Here is a 14,352-nt window from a genome sequence, read left to right on the forward strand (position 1 = left end):
TCCCACCAAGGTTTTGTCGGAGGGGCCCTGCTTCTGGATTGGACGTATGGAGGGCACTGCACAGTCCTCGATACCGCTCGGAGACGTCCTGAATTCGAGGCGCAGGCGGACCTTCGTCGGGCGCCGGGTCGAGCGCGAATTGGTTCGGGCCGGACTGGAGTCGGCCGATCCGCAGTTGTCCGTGCTGTTCCTGCACGGCCCCGGAGGGATCGGGAAGACCACGTTGCTGGGCGAGTTCGCGGAGATCGCGGCGGAAACGGGCGCGTCGGTCGCCCGGCTCGACGGGCGCGATGCCTAAGTGGGCACCGATTTCCACAGCCGGTGAGCGGAATGACCGTCGTGAGCGCCAGCCGACCATTCTTGGAGGGCTACGTGCGTGCCCGGGTGGGCGAACTGGAAGGGGTCACCATCGTGGATCGCTGCGATGCCGCGGGCATCACCACGACGCCCGACCGCCTTCGCGTCACCGGAGCCCGCGTTCTCCGGCGGGCCGACGGCAGTACCGAGGAGATCCTCGACGCCGACCTGGTGGTGGACGCGACCGGACGGGGCTCGCGTGCCCCAATGTGGTTGGCGGATCTCGGCTTCGGACGCCCGGACGAGGACAGGGTGCACGTCGGCCTCGGCTACGCTACCCGCATCTACCGTGCCCCGGCGCCGGGGTTGGGCGACGACCGAGGGATCGTGATCGGTCCGACACCCGATTCTCCGCGAGGGGGCGCGCTACAGCTGCTCGAGGGAAACCGCTTCCTGGTGACGCTGATGGGGATGCTCGGCGATTATCCGCCGGCCGATCCAGACGGCTACCTCGACTTTGCCCGGTCCCTGGGGATCCCCGACCTCTTCGAGGTGATCCGGGACGCAGAACCGCTCGAGCAAGCCCGGACCTTCCGGTTTCCGGCGAGCGTCCGCAGACGGTACGAACGACTGTCGATCCTCCCAGCCGGCTTCCCGTGACGGGGGACGGCCTGTGCAGCTTCAACCCGATCTATGCGCAGGGGATGACCGTGGCGGCGCTCGAGGCGCTCACACTGCACCGTCACCTGCAGCGAGGCACCGAGCCACACGCACGCGGTTTCTTTCGCGATGTCGCGAAGGTGTGGGAGATGTCCGTCGGCGGGGACTTGGCTTTCCCGAAGTGATGGGAAACCGCAGCCCGAAGATGCGGATCGGCAATGCCTACATCCTGCGCCTACACGAAGCTGCCGAGCACGATCCCGTGCTCGCTACCGCCTTCATCCGCGTCGCCGCCCTGGTCGATCGTCCCGAGCGGCTGATGAGCCCAGGGACCCTCCTGCGAGTCCTGCGTCAGAACGTGTGGCACCCCGCCCCGGGCGGCGCCCGAGTAGAAATCTGACGCCGCCGAAGAGCGGGACAAGGTCACCGATCAGCGTCGACGCCGCTGCGAATCCAGTGCTGGATCCGCCAGATCGCGTTGTACAGATTCCACGGTGCGACGTCGTAGGTGTCCCACGGCTGACCGACGTGCGCGGTCCATTCGGGAATCCGCCCACAACAGATCCGGTGATCGAACACGGAAAGGAGGGCATTGCAGAATGCAGTACGCATCAGGTTTCTCCTGAGTCGGGGCGGCCCCGGACCGGGGCGAGCCTAGGTGCGTTCTGCGCATACGAGGACACTACCGGGCTCCAACGAGACCCTATGGCCGCCACGGCCTAGAATTTCGGGTGCACAGTTCCGCAGACGCGGCCGATTCGAGCGCGGAGAGTGGCAATGCAAGTGGGAACGCTGTTCGGCAAGTACCGGCTGGACCGTCCGCTGACGGTCGATGTGAGCGGCGAGGTGTGGGCGGCGTTCGACACGGTCACGTTCCGTCACGTCGTGGTGCGGGCACTGCCGCCGGACGCTTCCGAGGACGACGAATTCTGCGATCGGTTCGAACGGGAAGCCGGCATCGCGGCGCACATCCGGAACCCGCACGTGGTACCGATCCACGACTTCGGGCAGATCGGCAACCGACTCTTTCTCGCAACGCCGACGACCCAGGGCACGAACCTGCGGACGATCCTCGCGACCACTGGGCCGATGGAGATATCACGCGCGGTCGGCGTTGTCGAGCAGCTGGCGTCGGCGCTGGAGGCAGTGCGGGCGGCCGGGCTGGTCGAGCAGGAAGTGTCGTCGGCGAACGTCGTCGTGCAGGACGGGGGACTGATCCAGCTCACCGATGTCGGGCTCCCGATGATCCTCGGCGCCGCGTCGGGCGTCTACGGCCTGACCTGCGTGTTGTACGAGTGCCTCACCGGCGAGGTGTTCCCGACGTCGGCGATCCCGACGCCGCCCGTCGGCATGGCCGCCGTGATCGCACGCGGAACGGCGGTCGACCCCGCGCGGCGCTATCGGACTGCGGGCGAGCTGGCGGCTGCCGCTCGTCTCGCGGCGCCACCACCGCAGCCTGCCGCCGAGACCACTCCCGCGACCCCACCGATCGTCCGGAATCGCCGTCTCGTGGTCGCCGGACTTGCGCTCGCCGCGATCATCGCTGCCGCAATCGTCGGTGGTGTGATCATCGGGTCGGGAGCGTCATCGCCCGACGTCGCCGTGCCCACGCCGTCCTCGGGCGCGGCCGGACCGGCTTCGCCGTCGTCGTCACCGACCGCCATGACGAACCCGACCGCTGCCGAGCAGGTGCCGCCGGTGCAAGCACCACCACCGACTCAGGCGCCGGTCGCGGAGGCTCCCGTTCGAGAGGAGGTCCCACCTTCACCGACTCCGGCACCGCAATCACCACCGATAGCGCCGCTACCCGCACCGCCTCCGGCAGCGTCCGCTCCGCAGGTGCTGCCGTGCTATCCGGGTTACGAGCACACCCCGCCCCCGGACGGTCCGTGTCTCCCGCCCGGCTCGCCACCGGCGAATGCACCGGCACCCGTGCCGGCCCCTGCACCCGCGCCCGCGCCTGCCCCGCAGGTGCTGCCGTGCTATCCGGGATACGAGCACACCCCGCCCCCGGACGGCCCGTGCTGGGCTCCTGCGGGCCCGTGATGTCTCACCGACGATTGTCGGCGGCGATCCAGGAGTCGTAGACCTCGCTGACAGCCGCAGCGATCGCTCGGCCGTGCAGCATTCGTGCGGGTCGGGATTGTTCGATCTGGATTCCGCCGGCCGCATCGGCAGTCAGGCGGTTGACGAGGTTGGATGCGGATTCACCGCAATACCGTTCTCCGGAGTGGGCCACGCGAACGCGGATTCCGCTTCCGTCGACTGCCTTCGCGATCGCGTTGCGGAGGTCCGACTTGAGCCGCGCGGGAGCGAGTCCGCCGATGAGGACGTCGTTTCCTCTGTAGCCGTGAAACGACAGCGCCCACTGGAATCGTCTCGCCGACAGCGAGCGCAGGAGCGGAAAGCTGTGGACGCTGAGATCAGTCGAGGAAATGTGCCATGCCCGATAGGCGTGGCCTATCGGTCCCCACCCTTTGCACGCCCACAGCGTCGAGTCGTGTGATCCCAGTGAAGCGACGACCTGCTCAGCCTGCTGATCCGTTCGGGTTTCGATGGCCCCACCGTGCGGTGCCAGGACCACGAGACGGTGATGTCGCCCGTCGTCTTCGAGTCGCTCGATGAACTCACCCTCTATTTCGGCCTCTTTCTCGGTCATGGCGGGGTCGATGCACCGAAAGTCGAGGATCACCGTCTGTCCCGGCGCCGCGCCGAGCCGACGACAGCCACTCTCCGTTATCCGGATGGTGTCGACTTCTTCCATATCGGTATCCGGGATCAGCGTGAACAGTGCGGTCGTTCCCCCGTGGCTGACACGAGCCTGCTGACGCGGCTCCGCTCCCATCCGAGTCAACATCCGCGGGTGAATCCCGATACGTTCGCCGGTGGACGCGCCGGTGGAGCGATCGTGACGTACTGCGAGGCACAACGGCATCGAAACCGGCTGGAACGGATGCTGTTCGAACACCTCTTCAGGTTAGGCGCGAATCCGTTGCGGGTGCGGTCGAAACACACAATCGCCACCGATCTCGACGCGCGAATCCTGTGACGCGACGAGCCCCCTTGTCGGCAGTCCTCGCGCGGCGAAGACTCGAATCCATGAGTAATAAAGCAGTGGTCAGTCTCACCACCGGTCTCGAGGACGCCGAGAAGGTGACGGTTGCGTTTCTGGTCGCGGTCGGCGCGGCAGAACAACAGCGCGAGACGCTGATGTTTCTCACGAAGGAAGCGGTACGGCTCGCGCTCGACGGCACTATTCAGGGCGTGGCATGCGAAGGTTGTCCGCCGCTTCCCGATCTGGCAGCACGATTCGAGACCGCGGGCGGCATCTACATGGTGTGCCCGATCTGCTTCGAGGCCAAGCACCTCGACAAGGACGCGCTGGTATCCAATGCCGAACTCGCCGGGACGGTACCGATGTGGAAGTGGATAGGCGACGAAGGGGCGGTCACGTTCAGTTACTGACCGGCGAAACCAGTGGGAGCCGGGTCCAGTTACACTGCGCGCGAGTGTAATCGAGTCGATTCCGATCTGGAATCACGGGGGACAGGACCGGAAGTGACGGACCGCTACGTACTCGCGGACACCGACACCGGAGTCGATGATGCCCTCGCCCTGCTCACCGTTGCACACCACCCCGGAACCGAGATCGTCGGTGTCGGAACCGTGTTCGGGAACTGCACCGAACGGCAGGCCGCGCGGAACGCCCTCACCGTGCTGTCCGTCGCCGGCCTACACGACGTTCCGGTGTGCATCGGACAACCACGTCCCGGGCCGCCACCTGCCACCAGCTCCCGGCACGGACTCGACGGACTCGGCGACCGCGGATATCGGCCGCCACCGGGCGTGTATCCGGCGCCCGAGTCCGCCGTCGATCAACTGCTCCGCGTCGCCGAGGACCGGCCCGGCGCGGTGGACCTGCTGTGCCTGGGTCCGCTGGCCAACATCGCCGCCGCCGTCACACGCGACCCACGGCTGCTGACCCGGTACCGTTCGGTCACCGTCATGGGCGGCATGGGAACCGCCTCCCGTAGAGGCGTCGAGGCAGCAGTACAACCACAGTTCCTCGGGAAGGGTGACACCAACACCAACCACGATCCAGGCGCGGCCACGGTGGTCGCCGCGGCGCCTGGGCAGATTACGTGGGTGGGAATGAATGTCACCGGCCGACTCCGATTGGCCTGGGCCGATCTCGTCGCTCGTTCTGCGGTAGGAAAGACCGCGACCTTCGTCCGCGACATCACCGAGGACTATCACCGCTACTGCACCAGCACATACCGCGCCGAGAATCCGATCTACACCGCACACGATTCCGTCGCAGCCGCCGTGATGCTCGACCCCGCGGTCGTGCTGGCCGCCGACGATGCCCAACCCACGGTGCGCCACGAGGACGGCCGGGCCGCCGTGTGGGGCGTCACTCCAGTACGGGGGCCGGCACACCGATTCGTGACCGACCTCGATTACGGTTCGATCGGAGCGCGGATCGCCGCCACGCTCGACGCTATTCCGCGATCGGGCGCGCGCTAGCAGTGCCCGTGTCACCTGTCGGTATTCGACACGGCGTCGACGCCCCTCATGCGGCGGCGTCGAGCAGATGCAGTTCCTCCGCCACGATCAGATCGACTTCTTCACTGGTCAGACCGGACAACAGATGTGCCGCCAACATCGCTCTCACCTCCTCATGTGCTCCTACTTATTCGTCGAATCGGCGATCGCGATATCGACAAACCGGGCACATTTTCGGTAGATGAATTTCGGCTTCGACCGCAGGAACCCGATCTCGTCCGAAGAGGGGTGGAAATGTCCGGTGACGCGGCTACTTGCCGTCGACCGGAAACGCATCGGCATCCGGCGCGGATGGATCGAATGGTGGCGGGTCGGCCGGATCGAATCCACCGCGCACCGTCGAGCAGGTTGCCCCCGGTTCCGGGTAGGTGTTCGGGTTCTGGCGCAAGGCCGTGAGGAAGTCGGAAATGCGCCGATCGTGGGCGTCGTCGAGCTTCAGTTGGTGACCCCACGACTGCAGGGACACCGCCGAATCGAGCCCGGGGTACGGCGACATCAGGGTGTACGGTTCGCCGTCGACGTTCGCTGCCAATGTTGCGACGTCGTCGGCGCTCAGTCGTTCCGGGTCGTAGGTCACCCACACGGCCCCGTGTTCGAGGGAATGCACGGCGTTCTCGCTGCGAATCGCTGCGGGATAGACAATGCCGGTGCACGTGGCCCAGTACTGGTCGTGTGCGCCACCGAACGGGGGACTCTGGTCGTAGGCCACCCGCTGCAGCGCCTGGACATGGGCGGCGGGCGGATAGTCGACGGTGACGATCCCTTCGATCCCCAGCGACGGGTCAGGATTGTCCGCGCTCGGCGCGAAGTCATGGGCTTCGCGGCCGTCGTCGGCTCCGGAGGCCAGGGTGTAGGCAACGACGGCGACCACTCCTACGACGACCACCACGGCGGCGAGCAGCAGCCAGGGCAGGCGCCGCCGTCTTCCTGGGGACGGTCGAGATTTCGGGTCCTGTCCGCGGTCGATCGTCATTGCCCATCCTTCGTCTCACCGGGCGCCCTGACCGCGCATCCCCATCCACGAAGCATGGTAGTAGACGGTGGGATAACGCCCGGTTGCTCGCCGGTGCGGCGCCGGCGACTACCGCCGGGCCATTGCTGCGATTCGCAGATCACGGGTACGAGTCTGGTGCGCGATCATCAGGATCCGCGCCTTTTCGGCGTCGCCGCTCTGAACGGCGGTCAGGATCTCGCGGTGCTCCGTTTCGATTTGCTCCAGATTGGAGGAAGCCTGGGCCTCCTCCGCGTCATAAACCCGCAACTGAGCGTCGAGCCGGTCCATCAGCTGGGTGATCGTCTGATTGTGAGCCGCGCTGCGAAGCGCGCTGTGCCATTCATTGTGTAGCGCCAGGCTTGTCGAGGGATCGGGTGATTCGATTGCCTGCTCGAACAACCGGCTCAACCGCGCCAGGTCCAACTCGGTGTGGCGGGTCGCGGCCGAGTACGCGATCGCGGACTCGAGTGCGATCCGTGCCTCGCAGATCTCGAGCACCTCCTCGGGGGTGCGCTCGCGCACCCGGTACCCACGCGGCGCCTGCACCACCAGGCCCTCGTATTCGAGTCGCTGCAACGCTTCCCGCACCGGTGTACGAGACAGTCCCAACTCCGCGCCGATCGTCGCCGGTATCAACATCGTCCCGGGCCGGTCGGCACCGCCGGTGATCCGCTCACGCAGCTGTTTGTACGCCGACGATTCTCTCTCCATCGAGTTCCCCTGTCCGGGCACGAACGCCATGCCACGGAGCAAGCCTTACCAGAGGTGAACAACCCGAGTAAAGAGTTTGAATCCATGTGTATACAGATGCAGACATAGTTGTGCAGATGTTCGTAGGCTCCTCCGCGTCAGCACAAGGAGTAGCCATGAATATCGACTCAGCACGCCGAGCTCTCAGCCGGAAAACAGGAACTGTCGGATCGGGCGTCGTCGGAGATGTCTGAGACGAAACTTGCCGCACCACGCATCACTCGGCCGGAGCCGGCGAGGGAGGATCGTCGTCGGCCGCGCGGTGCCGGCGCGCGGCACCGACTTCAACCGTCACTGTTGCTGCCATGGGTGGTGCCCGTCCTTGTCATCCTCGGCTGGCAGTGGGCGTCCTCGACCGGGGCGATCTCACCCTCCATCCTGCCTCCGCCCAGCAAGGTCCTTGCCACGGCAGACCAGCTGTGGACCGCCGGAGAACTGCAGAAGCACCTGACGGTCAGCCTGCGCCGAATCCTGATCGGGTTCTCCCTCGGAGCGTCGATCGGACTCGTGCTCGGCTTCGTCGTCGGACTCTCGCGGATCGCCGAGGGACTTGTGGACCGCACCCTGCAGATGTTGCGTGCGCTTCCACACCTCGCCCTGGTCCCGCTTCTGATCGCGGCGTTCGGTATCGGTGAGCTCCCGAAAGTCGTGCTCGTCACGCTGGGTGTGATCTTTCCGGTGTACCTCAACACGGTCGCGGGAATTCGTACGGTCGATCCGAAACTCGTTCAGCTCGGTGAGTCGTATGGGCTGGGTCGAGGCGCCCGAATCCGCGACATCATCGTTCCCGGAGCCATGCCGATGATTCTCACGGGAATCCGCTATGCACTCGGCGTCGCCTGGTTGACGCTGGTGATCGCCGAGACGATCGCCACCAGCGAGGGCATCGGATTCCTCGCTCAGAACGGCCGGGACATGCTGCGCAATGACCGCATCGTTCTCGCAATCCTGCTGTACGCCGTCGCCGGACTGCTCGCCGACCAGGTCACCAGGCTGATCGAGGCCCGGGTCCTGCGCTGGAATCCCCACTATCAGGGAGGGAATCGCTGATGCCTGCCACCAACCTCGTCGGCCTCGATCTGATCGGCATCGGGCACCGATACCGTGACAAGACGGTTCTCCACGATCTCGACCTGACCGTCGCACCCGGTGAGTTCGTCTCGTTCCTCGGCCCCAGCGGAGTCGGCAAGTCCACGCTTCTGCGGATCATCGCCGGGCTCGAACAACCGACGCACGGCGCCGTCGAATCCACCGGCAGCACCTCCGGTGGCACGATGTCGCGGATGATGTTCCAGGAGGACCGTCTGCTTCCGTGGCGGAACGTCCTGGACAACGTGCAGCTCGGAACTCGGAGTCAACGCGAACGCGCCCTCGAGCTGCTGCGCGATGTAGGTCTGTCGGGGCGTGAGAGAGACTGGCCGTCAGAGCTTTCCGGAGGGCAGCGTCAACGGGTTGCGCTCGCCCGGGCGTTGCTGCATCGGCCTCATGTCCTCTTGCTCGACGAACCGTTCGGCGCCCTGGACGCGATCACCCGCGTGGCGATGCAGCAACTTCTCGAACGCGTCCTGGCCGAGCAGCCGAGGACGGTTCTGCTCGTGACCCACGACGTGGAAGAGGCGCTCGTGCTCTCCGACCGCGTGCTGCTCCTCACCGAACAGGGCATCACCCGTGATCTCAGGATCCCGCACGCCCGACCACGACACCGCGGAGACGCCCAACTCGCGGCCTGGAAAGAGGAGTTGCTCGACGGACTCCTCCAAGCAGACAACGCGCTCTCTTATCCCTAGTCCCACCTCCTGGTCCCATTGAAAGGCCCTCACCTCATGTCACCCCGCGTCACTTCACAACTCCGCGCCCTCGATCGGCGAGGATTCCTCAGGGCCGCCGGCGCCGGAGTCCTGGGTCTTTCCGCCCTCTCGCTGACCGGCTGCGGTGCGTCGGCATCCGGCGCGGCGGGTGGCCCGCTGACCGAGGTTCGTTACGCATTGATCGGCGACGGGAAGGCTGAGCCCGGCACGATCCTGCGCAACAACCTGGGCGGATTCGACCTCGCCACGGATCTAGGGGTCCCCGTCCAGTGGCCGTCCGGTTTCCCGGCTTCACTCCCGGTGATGGAGGCCGTCAAATCGGGAAGTGTCGATTTCTCCTTCGCCACTGCCACTGCGGTGATCTACGCCATCGGCGGTGGTGTGCCGATCGTTCCGCTGGTTGCATATCCACTTCCCGCCAACGAGGTCGACATCCTGGTTCCGCAGGGATCGGACATCAAGTCGGGTGCAGATCTGCGAGGACGCAAAGTCGCGGATCATCGCGGCACCACCGGCACGTACAGCTTGGTGAAGTATCTGGAGTCGGTCGGCCTCACACTCGACGACATCGAGTACGTCAATCTTCCCGCCGCAGATGCGGAGGCCGCCTTCGCGGAGGGCAAGGTCGACGCGTGGATCAGCTGGCAGCCCACCATCGAGTTGGCCAAGCGCAAACACAACGCGGTCGCACTTCCCGACGTGAAGACGTACGACTACGCCTTCTTCGTCGCGAGTGAGGACTTCGCATTCAACCATCCGGATGCCGCGGCCACACTGGTTCGGAACGTGCGCGATGCGCAACGCTGGATCGACGGCAACCCCGAGGTCGCGGTCTCCGCGTTCGCCGAACTGGGTGGATTCGGGAACAGTGATCTCGAGGAGCAGGTGTATCTCGACCTTGTGAAGGCGAGACGCCTGTCCTATTCCGGCGCAGGTGAATTCACTGCGCTGGATGCGGCCGCGATCAACGGAACCCAGGACCTCGCGGACAACTTCCACGACCTCGGTGTGTACCCGGACCGGGTCGACGTCACCACCTGGTTGCAGGATTCGCGTTTCGACTCGATCAAGTCAGTCATTACTCAGGCTCTCGCGAAGTAGGTATCATCACACATGTCTTCCTCCCGTATGCATCTGGCCGCCTTCGTTACCGCGGGCCCGGGTCGGCCCGGCGGCTGGCGGTACCCGGGGTCGGTACCCGGCTGGCTCAGCGCCGGCTACTACCAGAACATCGCCCGCACGCTCGAAGACGCTCGTTTCGATCTCGCGTTCTTCGCGGACATCCTCTCCGTGCCCGACCGCTTCGGCGGCAGCCCCGACACCCAGCTACGCAACGGTGCACTCGGTTCGATGCGCCTCGACCCGCTCCACGTGCTGTCGTCGATGGGTGCGGTCACTTCGCATCTCGGCCTCGCCGCCACGGTCTCCACCACGTACGCGCAACCGTTCACCGTCGCGCGATCCTTCGCCACCCTGGACCACCTGACCGAGGGGCGTGCGGCCTGGAATGTGGTGACCTCCTTCCAGGAGTCGGAAGCGCGAAACTTCAACCGGGACGAACAGTTTCCCCGTGAACAGCGATACGAGCGGGCAGACGAGTTCCTCGAGGTTGCGGGAAAGCTCTGGGACAGCTGGGAGGACGACGCTCTCGTCCTCGATACCGAACAGCCCCTGTTCGCCGACCCGGATCGAGTGCACCCGATCCGTCACAAGGGCGACTGGTTCACCGTGCAGGGGCCGCTGAACGTCCCCAGGCCTCCACAGGGCTACCCCGTGGTGATCCAGGCCGGTGCGTCCGCCAAGGGCAAGGACTTCGCAGCACGGTGGTCCGACGTGATCTTCTGCAGCCACGCGTCACTCGAGTCCGCGCAGGACTTCTACAAGGAGATCAAGGAACGGGCTGCCGCTCACGGCCGCGACCCCGAGGCTGTGAAGATCCTCCCGTCCATCGCGCCCGTCGTCGGGGCCACGACGGCGATCGCGCAGCAGACATTCGAAGAACTCTTCGACCTCGTACCGCCCCTCGGTGGATTGTCCACACTTGCCTACCACTTGGACGTGGACCTGTCGACGTTCCCACTGGACGAGCGACTCCCCGACGTCGAGGTTCCCGGCGTCGAAGGCCACTACCAGGAGGTCAGGGAGATGACCGAGCGGGAGGGGCTGACCCTGCGTGAGCTCGGGAAGCGCTACGGCGGTCGCGTGGAAGGTGGATTCATCGGCACTGCAACAGAAGTCGCCGACGGGCTCGAGGAATGGTTCGGGCGGGGGGCCTGCGACGGATTCATGGTGCAGGCTCCGTACCAGCCGGGAGGATTCGAGGACTTCACCCGCCACGTGGTTCCCGAGTTGCAGAGGCGAGGACTGTTCCGCAAGGACTACGAGGGGAGCACCCTGCGCGAGAACCTCGGGCTACCCCGAGTGCAGAGCGGGGAGTGGGCCAACCGGGTGCGTCGAGCCGCCGAGGCCGCGCGGTGAGCTCCGGCGTCGCGGAAGTGTCCGGGCACACGGTATCCGGGGCGCCGGGACGATTCATCCTCGATGCCCGCGAGAACCACCTCGTCTCGGATTCACGGTTCGGCCCGGCCGAGGCCATTCAGGCCGGCGAACTGCTCCTGGCAGCGATCGTTTCGTGCGCAATGGCGAACATTCAGTCCAACGCCGAGGCCGACGACATCCGCGTCGACAACATCGAGGTACACGCGTCCCATCGACGGGGTACGACCGACCCGACTCGCTACGACTTCACTGAAGTGCGCATCGAGATTCACGGGGTGGACCAGCCGACGGCCGACTCACTGGCGGCGAAGTTCGCGGCGTCCTGCCCGATCTACAACACCATCGGGCGGGGGAGTGGAATCGATTTGACCGTCATTGCCCACCCCTAGTCGAGGTCGCGAGTGGCGCAGATTCAGAGTGACGGGCGTGTGCGAGAGATCGCGGTGTCGATCACGGCGAAGATGTCGCGCTGTGGAACCGTGTCGCCCGCGGCCGTCTGGGCTGCTTCGATCAGATCATCGACGAGACTGTCGAACAGCAGTGCCGTGTGAGGGTCGGTCCGGTGGCCGGGACTGTCGAACGCGTGCAGCGCATCGACCGCGTCGCGGAACCGGCCGAGCCCCTCGGGGGCCTCGCTCACCGGCATCGTCTGCACGTTCATCGTGCTCAGCTCCGAACCATGCTGTTGGACAGCCGGGATTCGTTCAATGCTCGGCTGGCGGGATCGCAGCGGTACTGACCGGTGGTGGTGTGCCGGTAGCCCGGACCGTCCTTGGCGACGGTGTGCCCGCAGTAGCGGCATTCGTGACCGGACTGCCCGATGCGGATGGTTTCGATGGTGGGATACGTGTTGGTGCTCATTGCTCTCGTTCGTCGGTGTGGTCGGCGGTGTCTGTGAAAGTGGGGTTGAACGGCCGGGGCGGACTTCGCGGCGCCACTGCTGTCGGCGGCAGCGTCATGCGTATTCGGCGACAGGCTCGGCCGAACCGACGTGGGCGCGCTCCAGTGCCTCCCAGACGAGGTCGTAGCGCTTGAGGGTCATCTCGTCCGCGTTCGCGAGCAGGGCGTCGAGGAGGGAGTGCGGATCGTCCTGCCAGGAGTGCAGCGCCGCCGCGACGGTTCTGTTGGTGAACAGACCCGATTGAGCAAGGGCATGACTCCACTCGTCGAACAGACCGCTGTGGATGCGTTCGACGGCGTCGTGGTCGAAACCCTCGGCGACGAAGTCGCGCGCGAAGGTTGCCGTGACGTAGTCACCGCAGGTAATCGGTTCTGCATTCATCGGTGCGAGCACCCTCCGTCAGTGGCGGCGTCGGACCAACGGGCGACCCCGGTTCGTGAGTATGAGACAGGTCACATCATCGCCGACTGCGGGGAGATGGCGCATCGGCCGAATCACCGGGGGGTATACCTATCTTCTGGTCCCCGCGGCCCTCGTCCGGCGGGGACACGGGCCGTTCTGCCTGGTCACGGCCTCTCGCCTCGGAAGGAAGCTCCTATGACCGTCACGGACCTCGATGTCCTCCCCAACCTGCGCGACCTCGGCGGGCTTCCGCTCACCGAGGGGCGACGGACCCGGGCCGGGGTGCTCTACCGCAGCGCTCTGCCCGCGCCCGGCGATGCCCGACCGACCACGGTCGAGGAGTGGCCGGCCCGCACCGTCGTCGACCTGCGCAGTCCCCAGGAATTCGCGACCCGCGAGCATCCGCTGCGGTCTGAGAAGACCGCCGTGCACCGGATCTCGCTGCTGTCCGATGCCGAGGTCGCCGCGCCGAACCAGGGTGACCGGCTCGCCGACGTCTATCTCGGGATTCTGAACAATGCGGGGGAGCGTCTCGTGGACGTCCTGCAGGTGGCGGCCACCGCCCCCGGCCCGGTGTTGCTGCACTGCGCGGCAGGTAAGGACCGCACCGGGGTCGCGGTGGCGTTGCTGCTGCGCACGGCCGGAGTCGAGCCCGACGACATCGTCGCCGACTACGAATCGACCAACCAGCACATGGACGCCGTCGTGGCCCGCATTACCCGCTTCGCTCCCGAACTCGGCCGGGCGCATCCCAGCGACCGCGATCTGCGGGGTGCGGTCCCCGAAGCCATCGAGGGTGTCCTCGCCCGCTGGGACACCCACCCGGGTGGCATGCACGCGTGGCTGCGGTCGCACGGTGCCACCGACGAGACGATCCGGCTCTGGATCGCGCGTTTCACCGGGTGACCGACGGACCCGGGCGCACCGCCGTTCTTCCGCGGGACTCAGCGACTCACGGCGACTCTCGTCCGGTCGTCGTGCGGAGCACCGGTGATTCTGCTGCAGCCGCCCTCGCGGCCGAGCAGTGTCCTGCCCAGCAGCACCAAGCCCCACGGGCCTATCACCCAGACCGGCCACGGGTAGATCATGACGCCGGTCGCGAGCGAGACGATGCCCCAGATCACGATGTTGATTCCTCCGGCGGCGAGCCAGGCGAGCCACTCGATCCGCTGGTGACCCGGGATGAGACGACGCGCGGGGCGGATCGTCGGTGCCGCGGGCCGCGCGGTGGCGACCGCGGAGGGTGCCGACGGAAGATCACGTAACACCTCATGCGCCTGCTGCTGGGTGGTCGACCGATACACCTGTGCCACCCGCTGGTCGAACTCGCCGATGGTCAGTCGCCCGGCGGTGAGGTGCCGCCCGAGTTCACCGACGACCTGTTCGCGTTCGGAATCGGATATTCGGATGTTGTCCGCGTCCTGCATCGGACCCTCCTCGGCGATGACATTCCACTATGGAATGTCGCTACTACC

Annotated in this window: 22 protein-coding genes; 14 read left to right on the forward strand and 8 right to left on the reverse strand. The window is 66.2% G+C overall.

The window, feature by feature from the left end:
* Positions 1-46 precede the first annotated feature (46 nt).
* The 4 genes from WKC72_RS21965 to WKC72_RS21980 are packed head-to-tail and all read left to right on the forward strand — an operon-like array spanning position 47 to position 1,357.
* Positions 47-298, forward strand: a complete 252-nt coding sequence (locus WKC72_RS21965) for an AAA family ATPase (protein WP_370179130.1) — start codon at positions 47-49, stop codon at positions 296-298.
* Between the two features lie 32 nt (positions 299-330).
* Positions 331-957, forward strand: a complete 627-nt coding sequence (locus tag WKC72_RS21970; protein ID WP_370179132.1) for an NAD(P)/FAD-dependent oxidoreductase — start codon at positions 331-333, stop codon at positions 955-957.
* Complete coding sequence (locus tag WKC72_RS21975; protein ID WP_268790498.1) at positions 954-1,142, forward strand: hypothetical protein; 189 nt, start codon at positions 954-956, stop codon at positions 1,140-1,142. The genes WKC72_RS21970 and WKC72_RS21975 overlap by 4 nt, the downstream gene beginning before the upstream one ends.
* Positions 1,142-1,357 (forward strand): hypothetical protein, encoded by a 216-nt coding sequence (locus WKC72_RS21980; protein ID WP_268790499.1) that lies wholly within the window; start codon positions 1,142-1,144, stop codon positions 1,355-1,357. Before WKC72_RS21975 ends, WKC72_RS21980 begins: the two co-directional genes overlap by 1 nt.
* A 23-nt stretch (positions 1,358-1,380) precedes the next feature.
* Here WKC72_RS21980 and WKC72_RS21985 read toward each other — a convergent pair whose 3' ends face one another.
* Positions 1,381-1,569: a hypothetical protein gene (locus tag WKC72_RS21985; RefSeq protein ID WP_370179135.1), complete on the reverse strand. Its 189-nt coding sequence runs from the start codon at positions 1,567-1,569 to the stop codon at positions 1,381-1,383.
* A 165-nt stretch (positions 1,570-1,734) separates the two neighbouring features.
* Between WKC72_RS21985 and WKC72_RS21990 the strand changes: the two genes are divergently transcribed.
* The gene (locus WKC72_RS21990; protein ID WP_370179137.1) at positions 1,735-3,003 is read left to right on the forward strand and encodes a serine/threonine-protein kinase; all 1,269 of its coding nucleotides are present in this window, start codon (positions 1,735-1,737) and stop codon (positions 3,001-3,003) included.
* A 4-nt stretch (positions 3,004-3,007) separates the two neighbouring features.
* On the opposite strand, the gene WKC72_RS21995 is transcribed toward WKC72_RS21990, so the two are convergent.
* Positions 3,008-3,541: a poly-gamma-glutamate hydrolase family protein gene (locus WKC72_RS21995; RefSeq protein WP_235214357.1), complete on the reverse strand. Its 534-nt coding sequence runs from the start codon at positions 3,539-3,541 to the stop codon at positions 3,008-3,010.
* A 9-nt stretch (positions 3,542-3,550) separates the two neighbouring features.
* On the opposite strand from WKC72_RS21995, the gene WKC72_RS22000 reads away from it, so the two are divergent.
* From WKC72_RS22000 to WKC72_RS22010, 3 genes are all read left to right on the forward strand, one after another.
* The gene (locus WKC72_RS22000; protein WP_370179140.1) at positions 3,551-4,006 is read left to right on the forward strand and encodes a hypothetical protein; all 456 of its coding nucleotides are present in this window, start codon (positions 3,551-3,553) and stop codon (positions 4,004-4,006) included.
* Positions 4,007-4,056: 50 nt separating this feature from the next.
* Positions 4,057-4,422 carry a peroxiredoxin gene (locus WKC72_RS22005; RefSeq protein WP_037233968.1) on the forward strand — a complete coding sequence of 122 codons (366 nt, stop codon included), beginning with the start codon at positions 4,057-4,059 and terminating at the stop codon, positions 4,420-4,422.
* Between the two features lie 93 nt (positions 4,423-4,515).
* Complete coding sequence (locus WKC72_RS22010) at positions 4,516-5,484, forward strand: nucleoside hydrolase (protein WP_370179142.1); 969 nt, start codon at positions 4,516-4,518, stop codon at positions 5,482-5,484.
* A 289-nt stretch (positions 5,485-5,773) separates the two neighbouring features.
* On the opposite strand, the gene WKC72_RS22015 is transcribed toward WKC72_RS22010, so the two are convergent.
* Entirely contained in the window at positions 5,774-6,496 is a 723-nt protein-coding gene (locus WKC72_RS22015; RefSeq protein WP_370179144.1) for a DUF3105 domain-containing protein, read from the reverse strand.
* 108 nt (positions 6,497-6,604) lie between these two features.
* A complete protein-coding gene (locus WKC72_RS22020) occupies positions 6,605-7,228 on the reverse strand; it encodes a GntR family transcriptional regulator (protein WP_268790504.1) in 624 nt (207 codons plus the stop codon).
* 348 nt (positions 7,229-7,576) lie between these two features.
* Between WKC72_RS22020 and WKC72_RS22025 the strand changes: the two genes are divergently transcribed.
* The 5 genes from WKC72_RS22025 to WKC72_RS22045 are packed head-to-tail and all read left to right on the forward strand — an operon-like array spanning position 7,577 to position 11,963.
* Entirely contained in the window at positions 7,577-8,317 is a 741-nt protein-coding gene (locus WKC72_RS22025) for an ABC transporter permease subunit (protein WP_370179147.1), read from the forward strand.
* Positions 8,317-9,054, forward strand: a complete 738-nt coding sequence (locus WKC72_RS22030) for an ABC transporter ATP-binding protein (RefSeq protein ID WP_370179149.1) — start codon at positions 8,317-8,319, stop codon at positions 9,052-9,054. The genes WKC72_RS22025 and WKC72_RS22030 overlap by 1 nt, the downstream gene beginning before the upstream one ends.
* 36 nt (positions 9,055-9,090) lie before the next feature.
* Positions 9,091-10,176: an NrtA/SsuA/CpmA family ABC transporter substrate-binding protein gene (locus WKC72_RS22035; RefSeq protein ID WP_037233956.1), complete on the forward strand. Its 1,086-nt coding sequence runs from the start codon at positions 9,091-9,093 to the stop codon at positions 10,174-10,176.
* A gap of 12 nt (positions 10,177-10,188) precedes the next feature.
* On the forward strand, positions 10,189-11,553 hold the full coding sequence (locus tag WKC72_RS22040) for an LLM class flavin-dependent oxidoreductase (protein ID WP_370179152.1): 1,365 nt from the start codon (positions 10,189-10,191) through the stop codon (positions 11,551-11,553).
* Positions 11,550-11,963, forward strand: coding sequence for an OsmC family protein (locus WKC72_RS22045; RefSeq protein ID WP_112298289.1), 414 nt, complete (start codon positions 11,550-11,552; stop codon positions 11,961-11,963). The genes WKC72_RS22040 and WKC72_RS22045 overlap by 4 nt, the downstream gene beginning before the upstream one ends.
* Before the next feature lie 23 nt (positions 11,964-11,986).
* On the opposite strand, the gene WKC72_RS22050 is transcribed toward WKC72_RS22045, so the two are convergent.
* The 3 genes from WKC72_RS22050 to WKC72_RS22060 form a co-directional block, all read right to left on the reverse strand.
* Positions 11,987-12,235 (reverse strand): hypothetical protein, encoded by a 249-nt coding sequence (locus WKC72_RS22050; protein WP_037233947.1) that lies wholly within the window; start codon positions 12,233-12,235, stop codon positions 11,987-11,989.
* A 5-nt stretch (positions 12,236-12,240) separates the two neighbouring features.
* On the reverse strand, positions 12,241-12,435 hold the full coding sequence (locus WKC72_RS22055; protein ID WP_037233944.1) for a hypothetical protein: 195 nt from the start codon (positions 12,433-12,435) through the stop codon (positions 12,241-12,243).
* Positions 12,436-12,529: 94 nt separating this feature from the next.
* On the reverse strand, positions 12,530-12,856 hold the full coding sequence (locus WKC72_RS22060) for a hypothetical protein (protein WP_268790506.1): 327 nt from the start codon (positions 12,854-12,856) through the stop codon (positions 12,530-12,532).
* A gap of 216 nt (positions 12,857-13,072) precedes the next feature.
* Between WKC72_RS22060 and WKC72_RS22065 the strand changes: the two genes are divergently transcribed.
* Positions 13,073-13,783 carry a tyrosine-protein phosphatase gene (locus WKC72_RS22065; protein WP_370179156.1) on the forward strand — a complete coding sequence of 237 codons (711 nt, stop codon included), beginning with the start codon at positions 13,073-13,075 and terminating at the stop codon, positions 13,781-13,783.
* Between the two features lie 38 nt (positions 13,784-13,821).
* Here WKC72_RS22065 and WKC72_RS22070 read toward each other — a convergent pair whose 3' ends face one another.
* A complete protein-coding gene (locus tag WKC72_RS22070) occupies positions 13,822-14,304 on the reverse strand; it encodes a DUF1707 domain-containing protein (protein ID WP_370179158.1) in 483 nt (160 codons plus the stop codon).
* Between the last annotated feature and the right edge of the window lie 48 nt (positions 14,305-14,352).

The sequence above is a fragment of the Rhodococcus wratislaviensis genome, assembly GCF_041228765.1.
GTDB lineage: Bacteria > Actinomycetota > Actinomycetes > Mycobacteriales > Mycobacteriaceae > Rhodococcus_F > Rhodococcus_F wratislaviensis.